Genomic DNA, 26,359 nt, shown 5'->3' with positions numbered 1-26,359 from the left:
ATTCCATGTTTAATCCCGCGCCGCTCACCAAGTTGAGCCATCATGCCCGCGCTCCTTTTGCGACAATTACGCTAACAGGACGAGAGGAGCCGTCATGAAGCCACGTAACATTGCCATCGCCTGCGGTGTCGCGGGAGTCGCCGTCGGCCTTGCCGCTGCCACCGGTATCGTTTACCGCAAGCAAATCAAGTCCGCCGCGTCGCTCAAACGCTTGACCGGCTACGCGGATGGCTATGACCTGTACGCAATCGACATCGCCTACGACTACGATCTCGATCGCATCATCGCCGCTGGCGTGCGCGACGACCAGGCCTACATCGATGCCGTGGTGGCGCAGGTGCTGCCCGGTGTGCCGGCACATGTCCAGGCGCCCCAGTTTGCCTGCAGCGCTTTTGTCGCCGTAGATGCCGAAGGCCGCGTGCGCACCGGTCGCAATTACGACTTTAAGGACGACACCTCGGCGCTGCTGGTGCGCAATCACCCACGCGGCGGCTATGCTTCCATCGGGCTTGCCGCCCTTAACAACCTGGGCGATAACACTCCGCTTGACTCCGTCGCCGGACGCGCCGCGGCGTTGATGGGCCCGTTTGCCCAGCTCGACGGTGTTAACGAATGCGGCGTGTCCATTGCCGTACTCACTCTGGATTCCAAGCCCTGTGACCAGGACACGCAACGTCCCGTCATCAATACCTCGCTCGCCATCCGTCTGGTGCTCGACCGTGCCGCCACCACGCAAGAAGCTGTCGACCTGCTTTCCGCCTACGACATGCACGCCATGGCAGGACGCGATTACCACTTCTTTATCAACGACGCCGCCGGTGACGCGCGGGTGGTGGAGTGGGATCCGCGCGACCCCGACCGTGCATGCAAAGTGACTCCTGTACGCCAGGTTACGAACTTCTATGCCTGCTATGGCGACGAAGTGCTGCCCAACCAAAAGAATGGCGAGCTGGGCCATGGTAAAGAGCGCGCCGTCGCAATCGCCGATGTCCTTGACGCCCATGTCGGTGCCCAGGACGAGGCAGTCGCTCGGAAGGCCCTACGCGCCGCAGCGCAAGAGCCCAATCCGGAAGACATCACCAGCAATACGCAGTGGTCGGTCGTCTTTGACAACACCGAGCCCGCTGCCGCCATCACGCTGCGCCGCCACTGGGGCGACGTCGATGCCTTCGCGCTGTAAGGCGCTGGCACCGTCGTCCTTACGCTCGCCTGACGTTGCTTACATTTCCATACGCTTGAGCTAACACGTTTTACCCCCGCATCAACAGTGTGCGGGGGTAAACTTATGCGCATGTTATAACTTGCCCGGAAGGATTCACCATGCTTAGGATCGGTCTTCTTACCAGTGGCGGCGACTGCCAGGCGCTCAACGCCACCATGCGCGGCATTGTCAAAACGCTTATGACCAATAGCGAAGAGCCTATCGAGATTTATGGCTTTGAGGACGGCTATCAGGGCCTTATCTACAGCAGGTTCCGCGTCATGACGCCCGCCGATTTTAGCGGTATCCTCACCCGCGGCGGCACCATCCTAGGCACGAGCCGCACGCCGTTCAAGCGCCTGAACATTCCCGAGGCCGACGGCGTCGAGAAGGTGCCCGCGATGGTCCACACCTATCACAAGTTGCAGCTCGACTGCCTGTTTATGCTGGGCGGCAACGGCTCCACCAAGACCGCCAACCGCCTGCGCGAAGAGGGCCTCAACGTTATCGCTCTGCCCAAGACCATCGATAACGACACCTGGGGCACCGAGATGACGTTTGGCTTTACGAGCGCCATCGACGTCGCCACCAAGTGCATCGACGACATCCACACCACCGCTTCAAGCCACGGCCGCGTGTTCGTCATCGAGATCATGGGCCACAAGGTTGGCTGGATCCCGCTGTACGCCGGCGTCGCGGGCGGCGCGGATGTCATCTTGATTCCCGAGATCCCCTACGACATGGACCAGGTCATCAAGACCATCGAGCATCGCATGGAGACCGGCAGCCGCTTTACCATCGTGGCCGTCGCCGAGGGCGCTATCTCCAAGGAGGACGCGGCGCTGTCCAAGAAGGAGTACAAGAAGAAGCTCGCCGAGCGCACGAGCCCGTCGATCGTCTACGACATCGCCAAGGAGATCGAGGCCAAGACCGGTCGCGAGACCCGCGTCGCCATCCCCGGCCACACGCAGCGCGGCGGCCAGCCCGACGCCCAGGACCGCATCTTTGCGACCCAGTGCGGCGTCGAGGCGGCACTGGGCTGTCTACGCGGCGAGTTTGGCTACATGATTGCCCTGCGTGACGGCAAGATGTGCCACATGCCGCTCGAGGAAGTCGCCGGCAAGCTCAAGTATGTCGACCCCCAGAGTGATCTGGTGCGCGAGGCCAAGGCGCTGGGCATCAGCTTCGGCGACGAATAGCCTCAGCCGAAACTGCTCTCATCGGAGACCCCAGGGCTTACCTCCCAAATCGTCCTCGGACATGTCAGAATCCCGCCGTGCGCTTCGCGCGGCGGGATCCTTCCGTCCTGCGGAAAGATTTGGGAGGTAAGCCCTGGGGCCTCCTGCGGTAACCGGGGAGGCCGTGGCTATTCGTCTTCTTGCTGCAAGTGCCTGGGGTAGGATGCGGCGTGCATTTTTGGGAGTATTCAGCAGCCGAGGGTGCCTGCATACTGGATTTTGGGCGAGAGACAGGCGCCGCGGGCCGCATTCTGCAAAAAATGAGCGGTCCTCGAGGCGCCGGAGCTCAAAGTCAGGCTTTCAATGCGCTTTTGTGCGCCCGCTCCCGCACCCGCGGGCTCCGGGATGCTGAATACTCCGGAATTTGCACGTCGCCCCCTGGGGTACCCGCGGGCAAAAAGCAACCACCCCGCCGAAATATGCAATCGGCGGGGCGGTTTATGCAAAAATGCGGTTGTGGTACATTACAGCTCGCTACAGCTTGAATCCCAGGCAGGTTACTCGGCGCTTTTGAGGGCGCCGACCATGTCGATCTTGTTGAGGGTACGATTGGTGGCTAGGTTGACGATAAACGTAAAGCCAAAGGAAAGCACCACGGCGAGCACGTAGCTTAGCGGCTCGACTTCGACGTCAAAGTACAGCGACGGCATCTGCAAAATGTACGTAAAACTCTCGGCCAGCAAGCCGCCCAGTGGCACGCCCAGCGCGGCGCCAATTGCCGTGAGGATCAACGTCTCCTTGTTGACGTAATGGTGCACCTCGCCACGGCGGAAGCCCAGCACCTTGATGGTCGCCAGCTCGCGTTCGCGCTCGGAGATATTCGTGTTGGACAGCGTAAACACCACCACAAACGACAGGCACGCCGCCATAAAGGTCACGAGCACCACGACGGAATTGATAATCGCAAAGTTCGCCTCATAGTTCTCCCAATGCTCGGCCGTGCTCGAGATGGTGAGCCAACCGTCGCTCTTAAGCTTCTTGCTAAACGCGATCTGGTCGGCCGACGAGCCCTTAAGCAGCACAAAGATACCGTTGAGGCGTGCGCTTCGACCGAACACGCGCTCATAGGTGCCCTGCGTCATGTAAAGCGTGTTGCCCAGATAGTTGAGCGAGATGTCGCTAACCTTGACCTTAGCAACATTGAGCGACGAATCCTGGACGTGCGCCGTATCGCCCGGCTGAATCCCCAGTACCAGCTGTGAACTCTTGCTCAGATACACGTCTCCGTCACGCAAAGACAGCGGCTCTTTGGACTCATCCTCAAGGCGAACGTAGTCGTCCAGATCGTTCGTGCGGTCATCGGGCACCACGATCAGCTGCACGGTCTCGCTCTTGCCGCCAAACGTAAAGGTAACGTTGTCAGTCATGATCGGCAGCGTCGAAGTTACGGTCACACCGGAATCCCTGGCTGCGCTTCGCTCGTCGAGCGCCGCGCACGTCTGCGAAAAATCGTCGGGATTGGCGACCGCCAGCAGATCGTAGCGTGTGATGTGGCCGTACTGCTTGGGCGAAAGCGCGACCGACGTGTCGCGAATACCCATACCGCAAATCACAAGCGCGGTGCAACCCGCGATGCCAAAGATGGTCATAAAGGCGCGCTTTTTATAGCGGAAAAGGTTGCGTGCAGCGACCTTGTTCAAAAAGCCCATGCGGCGCCAGATAAAGCCGATGCGCTCGAGCAGAATGCGCGAGCCAGCGCGCGGGGCCTTGGGACGCATAAGCGAGGCCGGGGTCTCGGCCATCTCGTGGCGGCAGGCGATAATCGTGGCGCCCACCACGCCCACGGCAAACAGCGCCACCGAAACGATCGAGGACACGATGTCGTACGAAAGCAGCATCTGGGGCAGTGAGTACATGTCGTCGAACACCGTAAACAGGAACAGCGGCAGGCCCACAAATCCGATGATGTTGCCGAGCACGCCGCCGATCAGACAAGCCCACAGCGCATAGTCCACGTATTTGGACAGGATGCGTCCGCGCGAATAACCGAGTGCCTTATACAGGCCGATGAGCGTGCGCTCCTCCTCGACCATACGCGTGGCGGTGGTAAGGCTGATGAGCACGGCGACGATAAAGAAGATGAACGGGAACACCGTGGCGATGGCCTCAATTGACGAGCTGTCGCTCTCCACGCTCGAGTAGCTTGCGATGTTGCCGCGGTCCTGGATGTACCAGGTGCATTCGCCCAGATCGGAAAGCTCGGCGCGGGCATCGGCAAACTGTTGATCGGCGGCGGCGCGACGCTGATCCAGGTCGGCTTGCGCCTGCGCACGCTCGTCGCTGCCCTCGGCCATGCGATTGATGTTGTCCTGCTCAATCCCAAAGAGCATATTCGCCTGACGCTCAGCCGCGTCCAAGCTCGCCGGCGTGTCGACCGTCAGCTCCTGGGCGCGCGCCTTCTCACGCTCCTCGCGGATCTTCTCGATATTGCCCTTGACCTCATTGATCTTTGCCGCGTAGGAATCCGAATAGGAGTTGAGGCTCTTGGCTCCCTCAACGATCACGTGGACCGCGGAGTAGGAAGAAGATGTCGCGGCGTCCTCGCTCACATAGAACTTATAGTCCGCCGCCGAAGCAGCGCGAAAGGCGTTGACTGTCGAGTCAGAACTTACATCAGTGGGGTCGAGGACCTCAGCCGTAATGGTGTAATCGCCCGCGGCAAACTGGTCCTTGGCGCTTTGATTGGACGAGCTCGCGTCATTGGCGGCAAAACTCACCGTATCGCCGATTTTCTTGCCCGATGCCTTCAGGAACTTCGAAGTCACCGCGACTTCATCGGCGCTCTCGGGCAAATCGCCGTTCACGAGCACCGGCTGATCGATGTTCTCCTTGGAGAGACTCTGCACGACCACGCGCTCGCGCGTTGTGCCCACGGCGGTGTAGGCGGTCTCGGTGTAGATGCCCTCGGCCGTTTCGACGCCATCGACCTCTTGTATGGCGTCGAGATCATCGTCAGTCAGGCCATAGGTCGACTGCACGTTAATGTCATAGACATTTTGCTGGTCGAAGTAGGCATCAACCGAATCACACAGGTCCTCGCAACCCGCCTTAAGGCCGCACATCACGCTCACGCCAAGCGCGGTGATGACCACGATTGACAAAAAGCGCTTAAGACTGCCTCGGATTGTGCGGTAGATGCCACGGCGAAAAACCGTCGGCACCATATCGTTTGAGCTTTGGGCAGTGCGGTAGGTCGTAAAATCCTGCTCGCGCTCCGTGTTCTGCGCGTCGCGGCGTAGGCTGTTTTGGCGGTCTTGGTCCATGGGCGCTACCACTCGATCGTCTCGATAGGCACGGGATTTTGCTGGACCGTCTCGCTCTCCACGCGACCGTTCTTAAAGCGGATCAGGCGATCGGCCATGGGCGCCAGCGCGGAGTTGTGGGTGATGATGATGACCGTAATGCCCTGCTTGCGGCAAGTGTCCTGCAGCAGCTGCAAGATCTGCTTGCCGGTTTTATAGTCGAGCGCGCCCGTGGGCTCGTCGCACAGGAGCAGCTTGGGGTTCTTTGCCAGTGCACGGGCAATGGACACGCGCTGCTGCTCGCCGCCCGAAAGCTGCGCCGGAAAGTTAGCGAGTCGGTCGCCCAGGCCAACCTGGCAAAGCGTTTGCTCGGCATCGAGCGAATCGGGGCAGATCTGAGCTGCGAGCTCAACGTTTTCGAGTGCCGTCAGGTTGGGAACCAGATTGTAGAACTGGAAGACAAAGCCGACGTCGGCGCGGCGGTATTCAACAAGCTGCGCCTCGTTGGCGGAGCTCACGTCGCGCCCGTCCACCGTCACGGTGCCGGAAGTCGCCGTATCCATGCCGCCCAGGATGTTGAGCGCCGTGGTCTTGCCAGCACCCGAGGCGCCCAGGATAATGGCGAGCTCACCGCGCTCGACCGTAAAGCTCGCGCCGTCGAGCGCATGAATACGGGCGTCGCCCTCGCCGTATGCCTTGATGACATCTTTGAATTCGATATAGGCCATCGATTGGTTCCCATCTGGTCGGATAACTCTTTAGTATTACCCATTTCGCACCGACCAAAAAGGGACAGGTTCATTTTGGCAGGTTTTATATGGGGAAACGGCAGCCATAGATGAGGCGCCGGGGAGACAGAGAAATCATCGACAGGGTCAAGCCGACCGCCAAACACAACGCACGTATCTCTATCTGTCAACCAAATCATTCGAACAGCTGTTCGTTTCTATGATATGATTCCACTATCTAAGCAGGCCAATACGCAGAAAGGCGGCCAACATGGCGTTCGACTTTAAGAAGGAATGCAAGGAGCTCTACAGACCTGCAAGCAAGCCGAGTATCGTAACTGTCCCGCCTATGAGCTACGTTGCCGTTCGCGGAAAGGGCGACCCAAATACCGAAGGTGGCGAGTATCAAAACGCCCTGCCGCTGCTTTACGGCATCGCCTATACCGTCAAGATGTCGAAGAAAGGCTCAAGGAGTATCGAGGGCTATTTCGACTTTGTGGTACCGCCGCTCGAGGGTTTCTGGTGGCAAGACTCCCCGAGCGGCGACATCGATTATGTACGCAAGGACGATTTCAACTTTATCTCGTGCATTCGCCTGCCCGATTTCGTCACCCGAGATAACTTTGACTGGGCAGTCGCGGAAGCCACGACCAAAAAGAAACTGGACTTTTCCGCCGTCGAACTGCTTAAAGTTGACGAGGGCCTCTGCGTCCAATGCATGCACACCGGGCCCTACGACAACGAACCGGCGACCGTAGACGCTATGCATGAATACACGGCCGAGCAGGGCTATGTCCCCGACTTCTCAGACACCCGTTTCCATCACGAAATCTATCTCTCCGATCCACGCAAATGTGCACCGGAGAAACTTAAGACTGTGGTCCGTCATCCTATCAAGCGCGCTGAATAGCGTGGGGCGCCGTCCCGCGCATCAGGTTTTAGTCCAGGCAATCAGCCGCTCCAAGGTCATCTGGCAGCTTCCTTGACGCAGGTCATCGTATCTTATAATTTTATGTCTCTAAAGCTGGAAAGCCTCTCAACGATGCGCAACTCCAGCTCTTTTTATATCAAGAGGCTTAAATGAAATACCAGAAGTCGTGGATATCCATCAACGAACAGATAGCACTATTGACAGAAAACAAGGGTCTTAAGTGCTCTGATCAAAGCGAACTCGAGCGAGCTTTGGTCGAAGTCGGCTACTTCAGGCAAAGTACTCGAGCGTTACTCCTCGTACGCACCCTCGAGCCGAAGTAGCCACTCCTTGCGATCGAGCCCGCCGGCATATCCGTTGAGCGAACCATCGGCCGCCACCACGCGATGCCACGGCACGATAATCGAAACAGGGTTGCGAGCGACCGCAGCCCCCACCGCACGGGGGGACACAACGGGCGCCTCGTTTCCCGGTACACGATGGCGGGCGGCGACACGAGCCGCAATTTCGCCATAAGTGGCGACCTCGCCACGCGGGATAGAAAGCAGCTCAAACCAAACTTCACGCTGAAACGCCGTGCCAATCAAATGCAACGGCGGCGTAAACCGAGGTTCCTGCCCTGCAAAATAAGCATTCAGCCAAGCCCACGAACGCTCAAGCACCGAAGACGCCGCACCATTTGCAGGACTCACCGACGACATGCCGCCAGCACCAGAAACTGCATCGGCGCCTTCAACATGTTCGGGATCTTCTTTGAGAAGCGTGGAGCCAAAATGCTCCTGCCCCTCAAACCAAAGCCCCGTCAGACCGCGGCCATCAGCGGCAAGCAAGATTTCGCCCAAAGGCGAAGCAAACGTCGTCGTGACCACCGGCGGCTCCTTTCAAAACTCCGCACCATAATACCGCGAATTGTGCAGACAACCCCAATCGACCCCAAAGTCACCCAAGGCAGCAGGCGCAAAGCGCCGAGGCCGCCGCTGGGACCAGAGCCCGCAACAGCCGCGCGCCCCCACATCAGCCCAGCGGCCTCAACCAATAACGGCCCCATCGTAGGCCGCCTGCAGCAGCGTCACCGCAGGCGGGGGCCGGGCTTAGTTTTCAGAACACTCCGCAGACCAGTGTGGCGATCTGGACGGCGTTGGTTGCCGCGCCCTTACGGATTTGGTCACCGCAGCACCAGAAGGTGATACCGCGCGCGGCCTCGGGGTTCGAGATGTCGCGACGCACGCGGCCGACCCAAATCAGGTCTTGGTCGGACGTATCCATCGGCATGGGGAAGCGGTCGTGCGCATCCTCGGCAGCCATATCGTCAACCAGCTTGACGCCGGGAGCGGCAGCCAGCGCAGCACGGGCCTCGTCAACCGTAATGTCACGCTCGAACTCGAGCGTGATGCTCTCGGAGTGCGAACGCAGCACGGGCACGCGCACGCAGGTGCAGTTCACGCGCAGCTCGGGCAGATGCATAATCTTGCGGCCCTCGTTTTGTAGCTTCATCTCCTCGGAGGTAAAGCCCTCCTCCTTGACGCCGCCAATCTGCGGAATCAGGTTGCTCGCCAGCTGAGCGGCAAACGCGCGCGGCTCGGGAATCTCCTCGCCACGGCCCAGGGCGGCCAGCTGAGCCTCGAGCTCGGCCATACCGGGAGCGCCAGCACCCGAAGCCGCCTGGTACGTCGAGACGATCATGCGCTTCACGCCGGCGAGCTGATGCAGCGGCCACGTGGGAACCAGGCCGATGATGGTCGCGCAGTTGGGATTGGCGATAAGGCCGTGATGCCATTTGATGTCGTCGGCATTGATCTCGGGCACGACCAGCGGCACCTCGGGATCCATGCGGAAGGCATGGCTGTTGTCGACCACGACGGCGCCGCGCTTAACGGCCTCGGGCAGCAGCTCCTTCGCGATGTCGTCGCCGGCGGCGCCAAGCACGATGTCACAGCCCTCAAAGGCCTCGGGACAAGCCTCTTCGATCACGATTTGCTCGCCGCGGAACTCAACGGTCTTGCCCGCGGAGCGTGCGCTTGCCAACAGCTTGAGCTTGCCGACCGGGAACTCCTGCTCGTTGAGGCACTCGAGCATCTGGGTGCCCACGGCTCCCGTCGCGCCCAAAATAGCAACCGTGTACTGTTTCATGCTTCCCCCTTTAAAGGTTGTGGCTTTTGCCCGCACGCCGAGCAGGCCGATTATTGTTGCCAGTTTATACAAGAACAGGGCGGGCATGAAATCCGCCCCGTCGAAACGAAACCGAAACGAAACGCCCCGCCGTAGATTTTTGAGACATGACCCAAAAATCTACCGAACAGTCGCTACTTTTTGAGCGCGGCCAGAGCGGGATCGACCGGCGCAGGAGCCTCCAGATCGGAGACCTTCACAATGCCGTTTTCGTCGGAGAAGGCACGGTAAATGGTCTGAATCGCCAGGTCGAAGTCCTTCTCCTCGACACCAATAATGATATTGATCTCGTCACAGCTCTGCGAAATCATGCGCACGCTCACGCCGGCCTGGCCGAGCATGCCAAACAGATGGCCCGAGATACCTGCGCGGCCGCGCAGGTTACGACCGACGGTAGCGATAAGCGCCAGACCCTCAACGACCTCGATCTCGAGCGGCTCGACCTCCTGCTGGATGTCGCCCACAAGCGAGTACAGCGAATCGTGCACATCCTGCTCCTGCACCACGGCGCCAAAGCGGTCGACGCCGGTGGGCATATGCTCGACGGAAACGTCATAGCGCTCGAAGACCGAAAGCGCACGGCGCATAAAGCCAACGCGGGGCTTGGTGCGGTCGCGGGCCACGTTGATGGCGACAAAACCGCGCTTGCCGGTCACGCCGGTAATGATGGGCTCTGCCTCGCCCTCGTCAGCCGTCTCGCTAATGATGGTGCCGGGGTCCTGTGGCGCATTGGTGTTCTTGATGACCAGCGGAATGCCGGCCTCGCGCACGGGGAACACGGCCTCCTCGTGCAGGACACTCGCACCCATGTACGAAAGCTCGCGCAGCTCCTCGTAGGTAACGCGGGCGATGGGCTGAGCCTCGGGAACAATACGCGGATCGGCAGAATAGAAGCCCGAGACGTCGGTCCAGTTCTCATACAGATCGGCGCCCAGGCACTTGGCCAGAATCGAGCCCGAGATATCGCCGCCGCCACGATCGAGCAGCTTGATCTGGCCCTCACGCGTCGCGCCGTAGAAACCGGGCATAACAAAGCCGCCCTGCTGACCGTACTCCTGCACCAACTCGGAGGTACGATTCATGCTGAGCGTACCGTCGTGATGGAACGCCACAACCGTCGCGGCGTCCAGGAACGGTAAGCCCAGGTACTCGGCCATCAGGCGGGCGGTAAAGTACTCGCCACGGCTCACAAGCTCCTCGGTGGAGTAGCCGCCCGAGCGGGCGCGCTCGGCAAAGGCCGCGAACTCCTCACGGATGGGATAGGTGAGCTCCAGCTCGTCAGCGATATCAAAATAGCGCTGGCCAATGTCCTCGAGCAGTTCCTCGCACGACACGTGGTACTTAACGTGCGCGTTAACCAGGTAGAGCAGGTCGGTCACCTTGGTGTCGCCCTTAAAGCGGCGACCGCAGGCAGAAACCACCACAAAACGGCGAGCCGGGTCGGCATCGACGATGGCCTTGATCTTCTTAAAGTGTTCGGCGTCGGCGACCGACGAGCCGCCAAACTTGGCAATCTTAATCATGGGCTGGAGGTTACCTTTCTAAAAAGCCTCTGCGAACCTATTTTGCGCGCTCTGATACCATAGTTTCACCGATTGGGACCAAGGCATCCGAGGAGCAGTGTTATATGGGAACTTATCATAGTACACGAGGACGCACTTTATCGTGCTCAAGTAAGGTGGCAATCCGCACCGGCATCGCTCCCGACGGGGGTTTGTTTGTCTCGGACGAGCTCGGCACCCAGCAGGTCGATATCAGCTCGCTTGCAGATAAATCGTACTTTGAAATCGCTCAAGATGTGTTGGGAATGTTACTGAATGATTACACGGCCGAAGAAATTTCGGCGTGTGTCGACGAGGCATACCGCGGCACGTTCGCGAGTGAAGAGGTTACGCCGCTCGTCAAACTCGACGCTGCGCCGGGCGCTGACGCCCCTCAGACCTATGTGATGGAGCTCTTTGGCGGCCCCACGAGTGCCTTTAAGGACGTCGCCCTGCAGATGCTCCCCCGCTTGATGGCCCGCACTTCCGCCAAGGACGGCGGCGCCGAGCGCATCATGATCGTCACCGCCACGTCGGGCGACACGGGCAAGGCAGCACTCGCCGGCTTTGCCGACGCTCCGGGCACGGGCATCACCGTCTTTTATCCCGAGGGCAAGGTCAGCCGCGTCCAGAACCTGCAGATGTCCACACAGGAGGGCGATAACGTCGCCGTCTGCGGCATCCGCGGCAACTTCGACGATGCCCAGAGTGCCGTCAAGCGCATCTTTGCCGATAAGGAGCTTGCCGAGCGCCTGGAGGCTGCTGGCACGGTGCTTTCGAGCGCCAACTCCATCAATGTCGGCCGTCTGGTACCGCAGGTCGTCTACTACTTTGCCGCCTATGCGCAGTTGCTGCGCGCCGGCGCCATCGAGGCCGGCGACGCCGTGGAGTTCTGTGTGCCCACCGGCAACTTTGGCGATATCTTGGCCGGCTACTACGCCAAGCGCATGGGTCTGCCCGTCGCCAAACTCGTCGTGGCCAGCGACAAGAACAACGTGCTCGCCGACTTCCTGACCACCGGCGTCTACGACCGCAACCGTCCGTTCTTCACCACCATCTCGCCGTCGATGGATATCCTCATCAGCTCTAACCTGGAGCGCATGCTGTACTTCCTGTCCGATGGCGACTGCGAACTCGTTGCCGGCCTTATGGAGCAGCTGGCACAGACTGGTCGCTACGAGGTTCCCGCCGACCTGCTGGCAAAGATTCAGAGCGTCTTTGGCTGCGGTTGGGCCAGCGAAGACGAAGTCCGCGCTGCCATCAAGAGCTGCTGGGATGCGAACGGCTACGTAATCGACCCGCACACTGCTTGCGGCTATCACGTCTTTGAAAAGGTCGCTCCCGCCGAGGGCGCCAAGGCCCGTGTGCTGCTTTCGACCGCCAGCCCCTACAAGTTCCCGCGCGCCTGCTGCGACGCCCTGGGGCTCGACGTTCCCGAGGACGACTTTGAGGCCATGCACGTGCTCGAGCAGGCAACCAACACGGTCGCCCCGGCACAGCTCGCCGAGCTCGAGTCCAAGCCCGTCCGCTTCGAAGACGTCTGCGACGTCGATGAGATGGCCAGCTACGTAGAGCAGGCTGCAAAAAAGATAGCAACCAACTAAACCCCTTATAAGGCGCCGGCGAAAGCCGGCGCACCTTCTTTTATCAGATACCTACCGGGATGATGACGAACGTGCATAGCGTGCCTGGCTGTTTAGTTCGTCGCGAGTTCCGCACGCAAAGGAAAGCACTTAATGTGCTTTCCGTCTTGCGCAGGACTGCCCGAGCAGCGAACTAAACAGCCAGGCACGCCAGGAGGACTCACATGATCAAGATCACCGTCCCAGCAACAAGCGCCAACTTGGGCATTGGCTACGATACCCTCGGCATGGCCGTCAGCCTCTACTCGCACTTTACCTTTGAGCGCGCCGACAAGCTCACCATCACGGGCTGCCCCGAAGAGTTCCAAAACGAGAACAACCTGGTCTATGTGAGCTTTGTCGATGCGCTGGCCGCATGGGGCGAGCCGGCTTTTCCCGTTGCCATCGACATCCAGACCGACGTGCCCGTCGCCCGCGGCCTGGGCTCCAGCTCCACCTGCGTCGTCGCCGGCATCATGGCTGCCGCCGCGTTGACGGGCCATACCGTCGACCGCGCCGAGCTCGTCCGCATCGCCACCGAGGTCGAGGGCCATCCCGATAACGTCGCCCCCGCTATCCTGGGCGGCGCCGTCTGCTCCTTTACGCCGACCGATTCGCTCCCCCAGTGCCTGCGCTACGAGGTGAGCGATCGTTTGCGTTTTATTACCGTGATTCCACCTTACGAGGTGCACACGAGCGAGGCACGCAAGGTCGTGCCGCAGGAGATTCCACTCTCCACCGCCGTGTGGCAGATGGGCCGCATCGCCGGCATGACGCGCGGCTTGGAGACTGGTGACCTGGACCTGATTGCCGCCGCCAACGACGACCGCATCCAGGAGCCCTATCGTCGCCGCCTGATCCCCGACTACAACGCCGTGCGCGACACCTGCCTTAACGGCGGCGCTAAGACCATCTGGATTAGCGGCTCGGGCTCGACCCTCATGGCTGTGACCGACGACACCATCGTGGCAAAGTTCCTGCAGGTCAAGCTGCGTGAGCAGTTCCCCGAGTGTGACACGCACATTCTGACGTGCGACACGGAAGGCGCCCAGATCGAATACCTGTAGTCGCCGTCCCGTATACTCGCCGGGGAGGCCAGGGGGCTTTGCACCCAAATCGTCCTCGGACATGGCAGGACCCCCGCTGCGCACTTCGTGCGGCGGGGGTCCTGCCGTCCTGCGGAAAGATTTGGGGGCAAAGCCCCCTGGCCTCCCCTATGTTAACTTCGCCGGCAGCGGCTACAGGGACCTACGCTCTGGAAAGGCGCCGGGCTGATAGTTTGGCTTTTTATTGGTAGGGGCTCTTGCTAGGCTGGAGCACTTCCTAGAGGCGGGCATCGGCTGTGTGCTTGGTTTAGGCGGCGCTGGTTTCTTTGTATTCGAAGACTGGTTCTAGGAGGTCCTCGATGTTGCAGTGGAGGGCTTTTGCTATGGCTCTTACGCTTGTAACCGAAGCTTCATTGATGTTTCTCTGGCGCTGCTCGTACATTTGGATTGAGCGGAGTGACACACCCGATTCGTATGCCAGGTCTTGTTGGGTTTTCTTGAGCCTCTTTCTTGCTAACGCAAGTTTGGTTTGCCTGGACGCTTTCTTCGCCATATCGCAGACGAGACGAGCCACGCGTTCCTCCGAGGCTTCGTGCCAGGGGTAGTACAGGCTGCGTAGCACATCGAATGGAACGACATGCAGCAAATCTTCGAAAGACTCTCCTAGGCGCCACTGAAGGTATGCCAATATCCAGCCTGTCCAATAATCCGGTGTCTTTTCGAATCGGTAGGTTCGATTTGGCATCGGCCTTGATTGATAGCCCGACCTTTCGGCGATAAGCGCGAACAGCTCAACGCCCGATTTTCCCGACACTACCCATGCGTTGCCGCATTCGAACTCGCGGGCTACGCCGCTCAGGCAAAAGAGTTCAGCAACTTCCGATCCTTCTGCCCCATAATCGTTAACGGCATAGTCAAAGCAGTCGCCGAGGTTGTTCATTGCATCCTCAAGGTAGTAGACGGGGTATGTCCTACTCGGCCCACGATCCGTTAACTCTTGGATCATTTAAATCAACCCTCCCTGCCATCAAATCCCTAATGTCGACACCATCAGAGTCAAATCCGTTTACAGTATCCAGGTACTTTCGTCGAGCGTTCTGTTCTCGCTCAAATCGTTTGGGATAAAACTCAGCTCCCGAGGCCTGCTTCCAATCGCGAAACTTAATCGCCGAGAACGCACGCTCACTCATAAGCGCATATTGAATGCCCAAATCCCCCAAAAACATAATGCGCTGCAATTGCCTGAGCGAAATCATGCCGTTGACAAACTGTCTTGCAAACGAGAAATAGGAATCGTCTGCACGATAGCCTCGAATAACGTCATAGGGAGAAATATCAATCAGGCAGTTATCCAGCAGATAACGAAGCCCCTCGCGTGCTACTGGCGTTGAAACATTAAACTCTCTGTTATTCGCCAGAATTGCAAGCCAGTTGAGAATCGAGAACTCACCTGATTCCAAATCCAAAATCGCAAGGCCATCTAAATCAAGCTCATATCGATTGGCAATGCCATCAGACTCGGTCCGACATGCCCACTCCATTGCCATTTCCTCATGCGGTGTGCAATAAAACCCGCGCCCATAGTCATTGAATTGCCTGCATTTATCCAACGATGGATGCTCGACAACAACCTCCGACCCGTGCCAAAGCTCCATATCGACCTCCTAAAAATATCACCCCAGTGATAGTTTACCAATAACTATCACTGGGGTGATATGAACGGGGGCTTTTGACGGTTTAACCCTGACTAGAGGCAGGCTTCGGCGATGCGGCGCTTGAGTTCGTCGATGCCGGTGCCAGTCTGGGAGCTTGTAATGATTACGTTCTCGGCCGGGACGTTGAGCTGCTTCTTGATGGCTGCCGCCTGGCGGGCCTGTTGGGTGCGGCTGAGCTTGTCGGCTTTGGTGAGGCAGACGATAAAGTTGAACTCGTTGCCCTGCAGGTAGTCGATCATGTCATGGTCGAGTTTACTGGGGTCGTGGCGAATGTCCACCAGCGACACAACCAGGTTGAAGCTGCGCTCGGAGTCGAAGAAGTCGCCAATGAGCTCGGCCCAGCGGTCACGTTCGGCCTTGGAACGACGGGCGAAACCGTAGCCCGGCAGGTCGACGAAGTGCACATCGTCAGCCTCAAAGAAGTTGATGTTGCTCGTCTTGCCCGGCGTACTCGAAACCTTGACCAGGTTCTTGCGGCCAAAAAGCTTGTTCATAATCGACGACTTGCCCACGTTGGAGCGGCCGACAAAGCTCACCTCGGGGCAGGTGGACTCGGGAATCTGCGAAACCTTGCCATAGCTGGCGACGAACTTGGCAAGCTGGTAGTTAATGGAATCGGCCATGGACACTCCTTGGTCGTAGGTTCTTACAAATAGACGCGCTATTGCGCAGCGGCAATGCGGCGGACGATATCGAGCGTGATGTCACTTGCGATACGCGCGTACTCGAACAGATCGAACTCGCGCTCGCAAATTGCATCGTACGCCTCGTCACAATTATCGCTGATAGCGCGCAACACCAGGCAATCGACACCATTTTTGGTTGCGACATGGGCAATTGCCGCGCCCTCCATGCCGACACAATCGGCATGCGTCGCCTCGATAGCGTCATTGCGCATGGTGGCGCCCGTCACAAAGCGGTTACCCGTGGCAATCGTGCCGACCAGGAACTGCTTGGTGCCCTCGTTCGAAGCGACTGCATTTTTCGAAGCGTCAACAAACCCACGCTCAGCAAGCACGTCGGCGGCAATATCGACCAGCGCGGGCGTCGAGCCAAACTCCTCGAGCCCCGGTGCGGACTCGGCGATAAGCGCGGTATCGGTATCCAGATAGCGTAGGCGTTTGCCAATGACCACGTCGTCGATATGGAGCTTGGGGTTCAAACCGCCCGCAATGCCCGAAAACACAACAGCCTGCGGAGCATACTTGCTAATGAGGTGCTGTGTTGCAGCGGCGGCGTTCACCGTGCCCATGCCCGCCGTTGTGGCGACAACTGTCAGGCCGTCGAGCTCACCGCTCACAACGGTCAAGCCTGCCTCCCGTGCCTCGCAAACGTCGCTCAGCTCTTCCTTAATCTGCATGATCTCTTTTTCGAGCGCACCGATAATCGCGATGGTAGCCATACCATTCCCCAAACCTATACGAAATTCTCAACCAAGGTATGGTACCAGCATTTTGTTTGACCTCGCCAAACGAACACGCTAAGCCAGTGCAGCTCGCGTATCAAACAGAGCCTTTGCAATCGCAGCCGTAACCTCGCTCGAACGGTCGCTCGATGGCATCGATGTCATGACGCTCATGACATAGGTACGGCCATCGATGTCGATGAGGCCTGCATCGCATGTCGAATAGTAGCCGTCCTCGCTGATCCAACCCGCTTTGTTGCGCACCAAGACCTGATCGTCCGCAATGCCATCGCGAATAAACGAGCGCGATGTTGATGCCAAAAGGCCTGACAACCACTGTGAAGTCTCGGTATCCATGCTCAGATACTCGCTCATCTCGCGCCATAACCTCGCAGAAGTGCGCGGGCAGTAGGTCGGAAAATCACTCATCGGATTCAGTGCCGTTTCGTCATCAACACCCAGATTGGCAATCCAATCCTCATAGCCATCATGGTCAAACGCCGCGCGTAACGCGATAAACGAATCGTTGTCTGAGTTGGCGACGGCATTCTCGATAAGGTCGCGCACCGTCTGCCAGCCCATGCTGCAACCACCATACGTGGCTAAAGGCCCATCGAGCGACACCCGCCCCGATTCGACCAACGTCTCGCAAATATAGAGCGCATACAGCGCTTTGTAGCTGCTCGCTCCATACACCTCGACATCGGCGTTATACGTCACGCCCCTACCGCTCGATAGGTCGTAGAACACTACACCCACGTCGCCCAGCTCCTGCGCCCGACACAGGGCATCCTGGAGCGAGGCAAGGCTCTCATCCTCCAAGGCAGGAGTCTTGTTATCCACCAACGAGAAGGTCCGAACGGTATCACCCGAAGGGATATCGTTGAAGTCCGCCTTCGAAAGTCTCGTCTTGAGATCTGCCGTCGACAGAGCTTGATCTGCCGACGCTTTGGACTTTGAAACCTTCTCGTTTTGCAGCTGTACCGTTGACGCATCTGGGCGCACCGTTCGCTCCGAGGCGTAGGTTTTAACGGTAATTCCGAGGATAATAACCGCCGACGTTAGCATCCCAATGGCGGCAATCTTCCTCACGCGGATGCGAGCGCCGGCAAGGCCACGCGAAGACGTGCCCTTCGTCTTATATCTGCTGCCATGCTGCGGCACATACTCGTCCCGCGATGCGATGTTTCGCACGTGGTCTCCTGACTGCCACCGTTTATATACGAGCAGTATGATACCGAGCAGGCATTTCTTTCCAAAGATATTCAGCGGCGTTTAAGGTGTCTTTAAAGAAACCACAAGCGTATTTATCCAAATGGCACGATTCTGTTGCGCATCTCACCGCAACCCAGAGAGCAGTCTTTTAAGGACGGGGCTCTTTGGCAATCAACTTGGTGCCCAGGGGCACTCATTTAAGCCTGTCCCCAATGAGTGCCTTTGGGGAGCGGAAATGGCTCGCTAGCCGATGGCGTTTTTGAGTTCGTCGCGGCGCTTTTTCATGCCCGTCATGACGGCGTTGCGCAGCTCGGGCATGCGCGCGGTATCCATCTGGGGCACGCCCTCGAGCTTATAGGGAATGCCCAGTTGCTCGTACTTGACGACACCCATCGTGTGATACGGCAGCATCTCCAGACCGACCACGTTATGCCACGGGGCGATTAGACGACCGAGTGCCTCGCACTCCTCCACCGTGTCGGTAATGCCCGGTACCACCACGTGACGGATAACGACCTTGATTCCGCGACGCGCAAGCTCATCGCCAAACGCTAGGATACGTGCGGGATCGCAACCGGTCAGCTTTTTATGCTCGACCGGGTCGGCATGCTTAATATCGAGCAGTACCATGTCGGTCTCGTTGAGCACGGCATCGAACTTCTCGGGATGCTGAGGGTCGAAGGCGTAGCCACAGCTATCCAGGCAGGTATGCACACGACCATCGGGGTTGTTGTGCATTGCACGGAACAGGTCGGCCAAAAACTCGGGCTGCAGAAGCGGCTCGCCGCCCGAAACCGTAATTCCGCCGCTGCGATAGAACTCGTGGTTACTCTGGAACTCATCCATGAGGTGCTCGACGGTCACCATCGTGCCGCCGTTGACCGACCAGGTATCGGGATTGTGGCAATACGCGCAGCGCATGGGACAGCCCTGGACAAACACCACAAAGCGGATGCCGGGTCCGTCGACCGTACCCATCGTTTCAATCGAATGTACGCGGCCCAGGGCAAACGCGGAGTCCTCGGGACGAGCGTCCACACCCTCGAGCGTCATCTCAGCCATTCCCGCTACCTTGCCTCTCATTGGTTTTAGTTACATAAATGCCAGAGCCATTCTAGCCCATACGCATGATGGTGAAACGGTTTAGTGGTCAATTGGGTTGTTCTATTTGGCCCCACACAAAAGCGGCGGGAAGGTTGTCACAACCCACTCGCCGCCGAGGCAATAGATATCGATAGACGCCAGGCCTTACGCCTTAAGCGTAAGCACCGCGCCGAAGGCGGTCGGGCCGCAATGGCTCGAGATGACGCCGCCGACCTGAGTCCAGGTAATGTCCTTAAAGCCAAGATCGTGTGCATAGACTTCCATGTCGTCGCGCAGCTCCTGGGAAAGGCCCACCGAATACGCCAGGCCAATGTGCGAGTAGTCAATCTCGCCCTTGGCGACCATGTGATCAATAAAGGCGCGGGCGCACTTGAGCATAGAGCCGCGGAACTTCTTGGTTGCCACGAACTTGCCGCCCGTTACCTCAATGCAGGGCTTAATCTTGAGCAGATGGGCGCCCAGGAACGCGACGTTGGACAAGCGACCGCCCGCCTTAAGGAAGGCAAGGTCCGTAGGAACAAAGCCCAGCAGCACGCGGTCCATGACGGAGTTCGTAAATGCAAAGATCTCGTCGACGGTGGCATCGGGGTGAGCCTCGATGTATTTGGCGGTCTCGACGACAACGAGCGACTGGCCCACCGAGACAAAGCGCGTGTCCATGGAGAACACGTAGTCGCGCCCCTTAGCTGCAATCTTGGAGGACTGATGTGAGCAGGTCGTGGCCTCGGAGTACGCAAGATGCAGAATGGTCGCATCGGGCTGCTCGGCATGGATACGGTCGTACACGTAAGCAAAATCCGCAGGCGCGCAGCCGCTGGTCTTGGGCATTACGCCAAACTCGTTGCAGCGTGAGTAAATCTCGAGCGGATCGATCGAACCGTCCTCGACGGTCTCGTCACCAATCGTGACATGCATGGGCACGCGCACGATGCCGTAGCGCTCGCAAAGCTCCGGCGTCACATCCGACCCAGACTCAACCACGATTACGTACTTGCCCATTATTATCACGACCCATCTCAACATTGGCTTTTCAATACATGGCACGCGCCGTCGCACTGTTGCACAACAGCGTCCAAGCACCAAAGAGACGCCGCCCCTTGCACACAACAAAGGACAGCGTCTCCTTGGAAAACTCCGTGCTTATCTAGGATTCTACACGGTTTATTAAGGAGGGTTACTTATTCCGCAAACGGTCGCTATATGCGGTAAGCGGTAGTTGGCCGCGACAACTGCGACACATTCCGTCCAGCAAATCCAATCGTGCTCCACGCACGGTTAATGCACGAGGCGGTAGAAATTCATCGATGCCGCACCCTCGGCGTGCAGCTCCATCGCCGGAACCGCCGGCGAATAGGTACGGCTCGTAAGTGCCGCCTCGCCACCATTTGCAAAAATCTCGACCATCGTAGTGTCCGAAAGCACGCGTAGGTCGCGAAGCTCGCCGAGCTCAATCGACCTCTGGTCGCGCCCATAGCCTTCGTCACCCATATCGAGGGTAAGCATCCCGTCCGTATAACGCACAAAGACACCCTTGCGGATTTCGAGCTCGACCATCTTGGCGCCCTCACAGGAAACCACAAGATCAAACAGGCGGCCCGGCTCCTCAACGGTTTCACCGCCTGTCGCGCGAACGCAGTCGTCGCGCATCTTCTCAATCTCGTGCGCCGGCTGCTGACAGAGCTTACCATCGCGTATGCTCAGCTCTCGCGGCACCGTCAACGCGCACTGCCACCCGCGTGCCACCGTCGGGTTTTCTGCCGTCGCATCGGGGCAACCAGACCACCCGATCATCAAACGCCGACCCGCAGCATCCTCAAAGGACTGCGGTGCGTAGAAATCAAAGCCGGCATCGACCATCGGGGGCATGCCCTGCCCGGTGATCTTAAAGCTCGGCGCCTCCCAATCGGCCTCGATGGAGAACCACACGCACTGGTGCGGATTGCGGTAACGCCAACCATCGGCGGGCACGCCCTGCGGACAGCAAACGAGAATTAGCTCGCCATCAAGCTCAAATAGATCAGGGCACTCCCACATAAAACCAAACTTCTCGCCCAGCTCAATGCGCGTCGCATAGCGCCAATCCTCTAGATCGCGCGAAGTATAGACAAGCACGCAGCCGCGGTCGTCTTTCGTACGAGCGCCCAGAACCATGTAGTAAATACCATCGTGTTCAAGGATCTTGGGGTCGCGTACGTGCGTACCGATATCGTCGGGGTAATCGACCGGCCCAACAGCCACACGCTTCTTGCCCAATTCGTCGGGATTCTCGGTAACCATATGAATTTGGTTTTGCTCACGGCCCGTCAACACGTAGTCGTAATCATCGCGGTCAAAATGCTTGACGTTGCCGGTATAGAAGTAGTGAATCTTGCCGTCGTGTACAAAGGCAGAACCAGAATACGCTCCGCTCGAATCCAAATCGGAATCGGGGAACAGCACAGGGCCGCGATTCTCGTACGTCACAAAATCCTTTGTTGTCAGATGATTCCAAAGCACTGGACCGCCATGCGCAGCATCGAATGGATCGTATTGGTGATAGATGTGATACGTATCACCGATCTGCACCAAACCGTTGGGATCGTTGAGCCAGCCAAGCTCAGGCTCCACATGGAACAGGAGCCTATCGGGGTCGGACGCGATGCGACCCGCCGTCTCATCCTCTCCGGCGCGCCATTGCTCATAGTCCGCGCGTGTCACCTTATTTTTATGATTAAACATCGCCGTTGACTTTCTCGTCTATGGGGAAGGACGCTCGACTCACACGAGTCGAACGCCCTTCCCCAAATGGACTTATCCTCAGATTACGCTGAACGGCTCAACTAGAAGCTAACGTCGAAGCCAGCGCCAGCGCCCTCTTCATCGGTGGTCGGCACGCCCTTTGCCTTGTTGTAGGCAAAGATCAAGACGATCGGCACGATAAAGGCGATGAGATTGCCAGCCACATACCACACGAGCGTCTCGGGCGTAACGATGAGCAGGCCAAGCACACCGGTCAGACCCTGACCGATAGCGCGCACCTCAAAGAGCTTCACGAAGGCACCGCCGCAGCCTGCACCGATGCAAGCGCAGACGAACGGGATGATCGAGTAGCGCATGTTTGCAGCAAAGATTGCGGGCTCGGAGATACCGACCAGCGTCGGGATAAAGGACGACATGCAGATGTTGCGCTCTTTGGAATGCTTCTTGTGAATGAGATACATGCCGATGGCGCCGCCGCCCTGGGCGATGATGGAAACCGACCAGATGGCCTGAATGTAGTTGAAGCCGGTCGTGGCAACGAGGTTGGCCTCAATACCCTGGATGAACTGATGCGTACCGGTAACGACGAGCGGCTGCAGGAACGCGGCGAAGACAAAGGCGCCAAAGACGCCCATCCTGTTGTACAGGACATCGATTACGCCAGCGAGGACGTCGCCGATCAGGTTGCCGAGCGGGCCGAACACGGTGAACAGGGCAACGTTAGCAAGAATCAGGGTAACGGTCGGGACAAAGACAAACGAGACGACCTCGGGGATGTACTTCTGGGCAATCTTTTCGACCTTGGCCATAAACCAGGCAGTCAGGATTGCAGGGAACACGCCGCCCTGGAAAGCAACCATGGGGATGGAGAGCGGACCAAAGTTCCAGTACTCAGCACCCGACGGATCCATAACGAACGTGTTGCGGTTCATAAGGCTCGGGTGAACCATGACGATACCGACGAGGATGCCCAGAATCGGGTTACCGCCAAAACGCTTCACCGCGCTGTACATAACCAGGACAGGCAGGTAGTCAAACGTGGTGGCGATAATGGCAAAGAAGCTTGCGAGGTTCTTGAGGAACTCGCTGTGGTCGGCAAGGCTGCCCTCCATGCCGAAGAGGCCGTTGGCAACGATCAGCGACTTAAGGCCGATGATGATAGCAGCGCCGACGAAAGCGGGAATGATGGGGATAAAGATGTCCGAGAATACCTTGAGGACCGAGAAGAACTTGCCCTTCTTGTCCGCCTCGGCGCCCTTGACCTCGGAAGCGCTGATCTCCTTAACGCCCGTCAGAGCCATAAACTCATCGTAGACCTTGTTGACGGTACCGGTACCGAAGATGATTATGAGCTGGCCGCTGTTGTACAGCACGCCCTTGACGCCATCGATGTTCTCGAGCTCGGCCTTGTTGTACTTGCTCGTATCCTTGAGCACCAGACGCAGACGCGTAACGCAATGCGTGGCGCCCTCGATGTTCTCCAGACCGCCGACGTTATCGACGACTTGCTGAGACACTACTTTGTAGTCCATGTTCCTCTCCATTCCCTTACGAAATCATAAGACGTTTTGATGCCATTACAGAGACGCGATCGTTGCATTTGCGCACTTGAGCGTACCGTCGGTGACCGTCAGTGCCACACCCTGGCCCTGCTTATTGCAGAAGCGCGCGTTAAGCGCAACATCATCGACAAAGATGGTCGCGATATCGTCGTCAACGACCAGGCGCACATGATGAGTGCCCTCGCCCTTAAAGAACAACGGACGCTCGAGACCCATGTTGTTGACCTGGAACCACGGATACTGGGGGGCCGCCGTAAACTCGAGCTTGCCCTCACGCAGGTTGGCGCGGAACTCATAGGCAAGACCGGACTCGGCGTCCTCGGCAAGCTTCACCGAGAAGCCGGCAGCGTCACCGGCGAGCTCGATGTCGGCATCGAGCATATAGGTGGAACCGGCATCCGCGGCGAGCACCTGCTCGACCTTGCCCGACTCGCAGGAAAGCTCAAAAGCCTCGACCGCCTTAGCCTCGCCAAAGGCGCCAAGCATGCTGTCAGGGAGCTTGGTGCCGAGCGTTCCGTCGGCACGCTGAACGATCTCGAGAGGCATAAAGGTGCCACCCCACAGGTAAGAGCTGGGATCGCCACCCTCGTCACGCGTAGGAACCCAACCAAAGAGAACGCGGCGCTCGCCATCAAATGCGGTACGCGCGGCATAGTACGCGCGGCCATCGAATGAATCGTAGGCAGGAGTGATCCAAGGACCGTTGATGGAGCGAGACATGCGGTAACGGGTCTTGTTGCCATCACTGTACTCGGAGAACACCAGATACCACCAGTCGCCCATCTTAAAGAGATCAGGCATCTCGAACATGGTGTAAAGGCCCGGATTCCACCAGTCGCCCTGGAACTCCCAGGTATCCAGGTCCTTGGAGGTGAACTTGACCAGACGCCCGGTCATCAGACGCTTGTCCTCGCCCACGCGCGTGCCGAGGATGAGCATGTACTCTTCGTTCTCCTCATCCCAAAGCACAAAGGGATCGCGCCAGTTGCGGTCATCGTAACCTTCCTGGGGCGGAAGCAGCGTCTCGGCGATGTTCTTCTCCCACTTGACGGCGTCGTCACTCGTTGCGTGAAGAAGAACCTGCTTCATCAAGCGTGCCTTGACCTTATCGCGATTGCAACCAGTGTAGAGCGCATGGTACTTGTCGCCCACCTTAAACACCGTGCCGGCATAAACATACTGGTCGACTTCCTCGTCGCCGCCACGCTCAAGGCTCTCGCCAAAGTCTTTGTAATTGACGAAGTCCTTGGTTGTCGCGAGTGCCCAGCCAAACGGCTCTCCGAAAGGTCCGGGGTTTCGCGTGTCACGCTGATGATAGAGATAGAACGTGCCGTCCTCGCCGTACGGCATGATGTCGCCCACCCAAATTCCCTCAGGCTGGTAATACACCTTGTGCATCCGAGACTTCCTTCCCACGTGATACTAACTCGGTACAACTGCAAGATATGTCAATCGTTTTCATATGTCAAACGTTTTCACACCAATACGTCTTTTCGCAGTTCCAGTCGTCGGCAAACGGTTGACATATGCCGGCGAACGGTCATCAGAGGCGTTTGAGGAATTCTTTTGGCACGGGATGAACTACGCGGTTTTGCCCTCAATGAGTTCAACGGGGAGCTTGGTATTCGATTCGGGCTTTTCACCGTTAACAAGAGCGATGATGGATTGCGCCGCGAGCTCTCCGATGCGATCGATATCTTGACGAACGGTTGTTAAGTCAGGCATAAACGTCATAGTGCGGCGGGCGCCATCCGCGCCCACGACCTTAATATCGTCCGGAGCGCTCAAGCCGCGCTGCTTCATCACGTTAAGACAGATAGCCGCCATCGTGTCGTCTCCCGCAAAGATGCCGTCAATATCGGGGTTCTCATCGAGGATCTTCGCAACGACCGCACTCTTTTCGTCATCGGACTTAACGAACTCGACCTCACGGACAAGCGCGGGCAAACCGGCCTGCTCCACAACATCGTGGTAGGCATCGGTACGCTTATTGGCAGGCATGCGCATGCGGCTATTGTTGCGCAGGCACAAGATGCGCGAACACCCGTCATCAATCAGGCGACGCGTGGCAAGTTCGCCGATGCCATAGCTGTCGCTCGCAATCTGAACAGAGGCCTCGCCAAGGTCGCAGTCGATACCAACCAGACTCAAGCCCATCTCGGCATACGCCTCGGCACCGATATTAAGCGAGTTGACGATGACGCCATCAACCATATTGCGTCGAAGCATGTCGATATAAGAGCGCTCAAGCTCGGGTCGATTGGCGCTATTGCACAGCAGCATCTTAAAACCGTTTTCGGCCAGGGTATGCTCAATGACTTGAACCACTTGGGCATGAAACGGACTGCTGACATAAGGGACGATCATACCTATTAGATTCAGGCGACCGTTGAGCATGGCACGGGCGATATCGTTGGGCGTATAGTTGATGCGCTTCATCGCGGCATGGACCTTATCGCGGGTCTCTTGGCTAATATAGCCTCGATTATTAAGCACGCGAGATACCGTAGTAGGCGAAACCCCCGCCACCGCTGCAACTTCCTTGATACCAGGCTTAACCGTATCCTTAGAACGAGCACCCTCGCGAGCCATAGCACCCTACCCCATCAATATGTCATTCGTTTACATACGAACAAAGCATACCCCAACAACAGCGGGAAAGCGGTAACAGTACAAGTAAGTAAACGACTCATCCAAATAATTAGGAGAGTTCCGCCTAAAGGGTGACTACACAGGACCCCAGCCGGGGCTGTTTGGGCTACCTCCCAAAACATTCCGCACTGATATCTTCTGTATTGAAGACGTCGATGATGCACCCGTATACCATTGACGTCGACACCATCAGATGCGGACCGCGCGGTGACCCCACATTCCGCTGGCGCCCACAGGGCTGCCCTCGTT

Annotated in this window: 21 protein-coding genes; 5 read left to right on the top strand and 16 right to left on the bottom strand. The window is 58.1% G+C overall.

The genetic code is table 11. The annotated features are described in order from the left end of the window. The first annotated feature begins 94 nt into the window (after positions 1–94). Positions 95–1,180 (top strand): carcinine hydrolase/isopenicillin-N N-acyltransferase family protein, encoded by a 1,086-nt coding sequence (locus RX395_RS08280; protein WP_316366820.1) that lies wholly within the window; start codon positions 95–97, stop codon positions 1,178–1,180. 140 nt (positions 1,181–1,320) lie between these two features. After that, positions 1,321–2,400 carry a 6-phosphofructokinase gene (locus tag RX395_RS08275; protein ID WP_316366819.1) on the top strand — a complete coding sequence of 360 codons (1,080 nt, stop codon included), beginning with the start codon at positions 1,321–1,323 and terminating at the stop codon, positions 2,398–2,400. Between the two features lie 536 nt (positions 2,401–2,936). Here RX395_RS08275 and RX395_RS08270 read toward each other — a convergent pair. Both RX395_RS08270 and RX395_RS08265 read right to left on the bottom strand, forming a co-directional pair. After that, positions 2,937–5,702 carry an FtsX-like permease family protein gene (locus RX395_RS08270; protein WP_229077153.1) on the bottom strand — a complete coding sequence of 922 codons (2,766 nt, stop codon included), beginning with the start codon at positions 5,700–5,702 and terminating at the stop codon, positions 2,937–2,939. A gap of 5 nt (positions 5,703–5,707) precedes the next feature. Continuing rightward, on the bottom strand, positions 5,708–6,409 hold the full coding sequence (locus tag RX395_RS08265; RefSeq protein WP_117790890.1) for an ABC transporter ATP-binding protein: 702 nt from the start codon (positions 6,407–6,409) through the stop codon (positions 5,708–5,710). 271 nt (positions 6,410–6,680) lie between these two features. On the opposite strand from RX395_RS08265, the gene RX395_RS08260 reads away from it, so the two are divergent. Next, positions 6,681–7,319: a GyrI-like domain-containing protein gene (locus RX395_RS08260; RefSeq protein WP_316366816.1), complete on the top strand. Its 639-nt coding sequence runs from the start codon at positions 6,681–6,683 to the stop codon at positions 7,317–7,319. Positions 7,320–7,630: 311 nt separating this feature from the next. Here the strand turns inward: RX395_RS08260 and RX395_RS08255 are convergent, their stop codons facing one another. From RX395_RS08255 to RX395_RS08245, 3 genes are all read right to left on the bottom strand, one after another. Next, entirely contained in the window at positions 7,631–8,209 is a 579-nt protein-coding gene (locus RX395_RS08255; protein ID WP_316366814.1) for a methylated-DNA--[protein]-cysteine S-methyltransferase, read from the bottom strand. Between the two features lie 229 nt (positions 8,210–8,438). Beyond that, on the bottom strand, positions 8,439–9,470 hold the full coding sequence (locus tag RX395_RS08250; protein WP_316366813.1) for an aspartate-semialdehyde dehydrogenase: 1,032 nt from the start codon (positions 9,468–9,470) through the stop codon (positions 8,439–8,441). A gap of 173 nt (positions 9,471–9,643) precedes the next feature. Beyond that, entirely contained in the window at positions 9,644–11,032 is a 1,389-nt protein-coding gene (locus tag RX395_RS08245) for an aspartate kinase (RefSeq protein ID WP_055252594.1), read from the bottom strand. 104 nt (positions 11,033–11,136) lie between these two features. On the opposite strand from RX395_RS08245, the gene thrC reads away from it, so the two are divergent. Both thrC and thrB read left to right on the top strand, forming a co-directional pair. Continuing rightward, positions 11,137–12,654 carry a threonine synthase gene (gene thrC / locus RX395_RS08240; RefSeq protein ID WP_316366811.1) on the top strand — a complete coding sequence of 506 codons (1,518 nt, stop codon included), beginning with the start codon at positions 11,137–11,139 and terminating at the stop codon, positions 12,652–12,654. Between the two features lie 203 nt (positions 12,655–12,857). After that, the gene (gene thrB, locus RX395_RS08235) at positions 12,858–13,739 is read left to right on the top strand and encodes a homoserine kinase (RefSeq protein WP_316366809.1); all 882 of its coding nucleotides are present in this window, start codon (positions 12,858–12,860) and stop codon (positions 13,737–13,739) included. 286 nt (positions 13,740–14,025) lie between these two features. Here the strand turns inward: thrB and RX395_RS08230 are convergent, their stop codons facing one another. From RX395_RS08230 to RX395_RS08180, 11 genes are all read right to left on the bottom strand, one after another. After that, complete coding sequence (locus RX395_RS08230) at positions 14,026–14,658, bottom strand: helix-turn-helix transcriptional regulator (RefSeq protein ID WP_316366807.1); 633 nt, start codon at positions 14,656–14,658, stop codon at positions 14,026–14,028. Between the two features lie 31 nt (positions 14,659–14,689). Beyond that, positions 14,690–15,373, bottom strand: a complete 684-nt coding sequence (locus RX395_RS08225; protein WP_117758363.1) for a DUF3990 domain-containing protein — start codon at positions 15,371–15,373, stop codon at positions 14,690–14,692. Positions 15,374–15,465: 92 nt separating this feature from the next. Then, positions 15,466–16,056 carry a ribosome biogenesis GTP-binding protein YihA/YsxC gene (yihA, locus tag RX395_RS08220; protein ID WP_055252447.1) on the bottom strand — a complete coding sequence of 197 codons (591 nt, stop codon included), beginning with the start codon at positions 16,054–16,056 and terminating at the stop codon, positions 15,466–15,468. 38 nt (positions 16,057–16,094) lie between these two features. Continuing rightward, a complete protein-coding gene (gene mtnN / locus RX395_RS08215) occupies positions 16,095–16,835 on the bottom strand; it encodes a 5'-methylthioadenosine/S-adenosylhomocysteine nucleosidase (protein WP_316366804.1) in 741 nt (246 codons plus the stop codon). Positions 16,836–16,913: 78 nt separating this feature from the next. Continuing rightward, the gene (locus RX395_RS08210; protein ID WP_040358957.1) at positions 16,914–18,032 is read right to left on the bottom strand and encodes a serine hydrolase; all 1,119 of its coding nucleotides are present in this window, start codon (positions 18,030–18,032) and stop codon (positions 16,914–16,916) included. Between the two features lie 264 nt (positions 18,033–18,296). Further along, the gene (pflA, locus tag RX395_RS08205; protein WP_316366802.1) at positions 18,297–19,115 is read right to left on the bottom strand and encodes a pyruvate formate-lyase-activating protein; all 819 of its coding nucleotides are present in this window, start codon (positions 19,113–19,115) and stop codon (positions 18,297–18,299) included. Between the two features lie 186 nt (positions 19,116–19,301). Continuing rightward, the gene (locus tag RX395_RS08200; RefSeq protein WP_316366800.1) at positions 19,302–20,156 is read right to left on the bottom strand and encodes a DegV family protein; all 855 of its coding nucleotides are present in this window, start codon (positions 20,154–20,156) and stop codon (positions 19,302–19,304) included. A 276-nt stretch (positions 20,157–20,432) separates the two neighbouring features. Beyond that, a complete protein-coding gene (locus RX395_RS08195; RefSeq protein ID WP_316366799.1) occupies positions 20,433–21,875 on the bottom strand; it encodes a glycoside hydrolase family 32 protein in 1,443 nt (480 codons plus the stop codon). 101 nt (positions 21,876–21,976) lie between these two features. Continuing rightward, the gene (locus RX395_RS08190; RefSeq protein WP_316366797.1) at positions 21,977–23,428 is read right to left on the bottom strand and encodes a PTS transporter subunit EIIC; all 1,452 of its coding nucleotides are present in this window, start codon (positions 23,426–23,428) and stop codon (positions 21,977–21,979) included. A gap of 45 nt (positions 23,429–23,473) precedes the next feature. Continuing rightward, a complete protein-coding gene (locus tag RX395_RS08185; RefSeq protein WP_316366795.1) occupies positions 23,474–24,856 on the bottom strand; it encodes a family 43 glycosylhydrolase in 1,383 nt (460 codons plus the stop codon). Between the two features lie 183 nt (positions 24,857–25,039). Beyond that, positions 25,040–26,050, bottom strand: coding sequence for a LacI family DNA-binding transcriptional regulator (locus tag RX395_RS08180; protein ID WP_316366793.1), 1,011 nt, complete (start codon positions 26,048–26,050; stop codon positions 25,040–25,042). Positions 26,051–26,359 lie beyond the last annotated feature (309 nt).

This window comes from Collinsella aerofaciens (assembly GCF_032584215.1).
In the GTDB taxonomy this organism is placed as follows: domain Bacteria; phylum Actinomycetota; class Coriobacteriia; order Coriobacteriales; family Coriobacteriaceae; genus Collinsella.
The sequence above is the reverse complement of the archived record's forward strand: the minus strand, read 5'-3'. Positions and strand labels throughout refer to the sequence as shown.

Bases quoted from the DNA above. Each gene is read 5' to 3' on its own strand.
- RX395_RS08280 (WP_316366820.1), top strand. From the start codon at position 95: ATGAAGCCACGTAACATTGCCATCGCCTGCGGTGTCGCGGGAGTCGCC.
- RX395_RS08275 (WP_316366819.1), top strand. From the start codon at position 1,321: ATGCTTAGGATCGGTCTTCTTACCAGTGGCGGCGACTGCCAGGCGCTC.
- RX395_RS08270 (WP_229077153.1), bottom strand. From the start codon at position 5,702: ATGGACCAAGACCGCCAAAACAGCCTACGCCGCGACGCGCAGAACACG.
- RX395_RS08265 (WP_117790890.1), bottom strand. From the start codon at position 6,409: ATGGCCTATATCGAATTCAAAGATGTCATCAAGGCATACGGCGAGGGC.
- RX395_RS08260 (WP_316366816.1), top strand. From the start codon at position 6,681: ATGGCGTTCGACTTTAAGAAGGAATGCAAGGAGCTCTACAGACCTGCA.
- RX395_RS08250 (WP_316366813.1), bottom strand. From the start codon at position 9,470: ATGAAACAGTACACGGTTGCTATTTTGGGCGCGACGGGAGCCGTGGGC.
- RX395_RS08245 (WP_055252594.1), bottom strand. From the start codon at position 11,032: ATGATTAAGATTGCCAAGTTTGGCGGCTCGTCGGTCGCCGACGCCGAA.
- thrC (WP_316366811.1), top strand. From the start codon at position 11,137: ATGGGAACTTATCATAGTACACGAGGACGCACTTTATCGTGCTCAAGT.
- thrB (WP_316366809.1), top strand. From the start codon at position 12,858: ATGATCAAGATCACCGTCCCAGCAACAAGCGCCAACTTGGGCATTGGC.
- RX395_RS08230 (WP_316366807.1), bottom strand. From the start codon at position 14,658: ATGAACAACCTCGGCGACTGCTTTGACTATGCCGTTAACGATTATGGG.
- RX395_RS08225 (WP_117758363.1), bottom strand. From the start codon at position 15,373: ATGGAGCTTTGGCACGGGTCGGAGGTTGTTGTCGAGCATCCATCGTTG.
- yihA (WP_055252447.1), bottom strand. From the start codon at position 16,056: ATGGCCGATTCCATTAACTACCAGCTTGCCAAGTTCGTCGCCAGCTAT.
- mtnN (WP_316366804.1), bottom strand. From the start codon at position 16,835: ATGGCTACCATCGCGATTATCGGTGCGCTCGAAAAAGAGATCATGCAG.
- pflA (WP_316366802.1), bottom strand. From the start codon at position 19,115: ATGGCTGAGATGACGCTCGAGGGTGTGGACGCTCGTCCCGAGGACTCC.
- RX395_RS08200 (WP_316366800.1), bottom strand. From the start codon at position 20,156: ATGGGCAAGTACGTAATCGTGGTTGAGTCTGGGTCGGATGTGACGCCG.
- RX395_RS08195 (WP_316366799.1), bottom strand. From the start codon at position 21,875: ATGTTTAATCATAAAAATAAGGTGACACGCGCGGACTATGAGCAATGG.
- RX395_RS08190 (WP_316366797.1), bottom strand. From the start codon at position 23,428: ATGGACTACAAAGTAGTGTCTCAGCAAGTCGTCGATAACGTCGGCGGT.
- RX395_RS08185 (WP_316366795.1), bottom strand. From the start codon at position 24,856: ATGCACAAGGTGTATTACCAGCCTGAGGGAATTTGGGTGGGCGACATC.
- RX395_RS08180 (WP_316366793.1), bottom strand. From the start codon at position 26,050: ATGGCTCGCGAGGGTGCTCGTTCTAAGGATACGGTTAAGCCTGGTATC.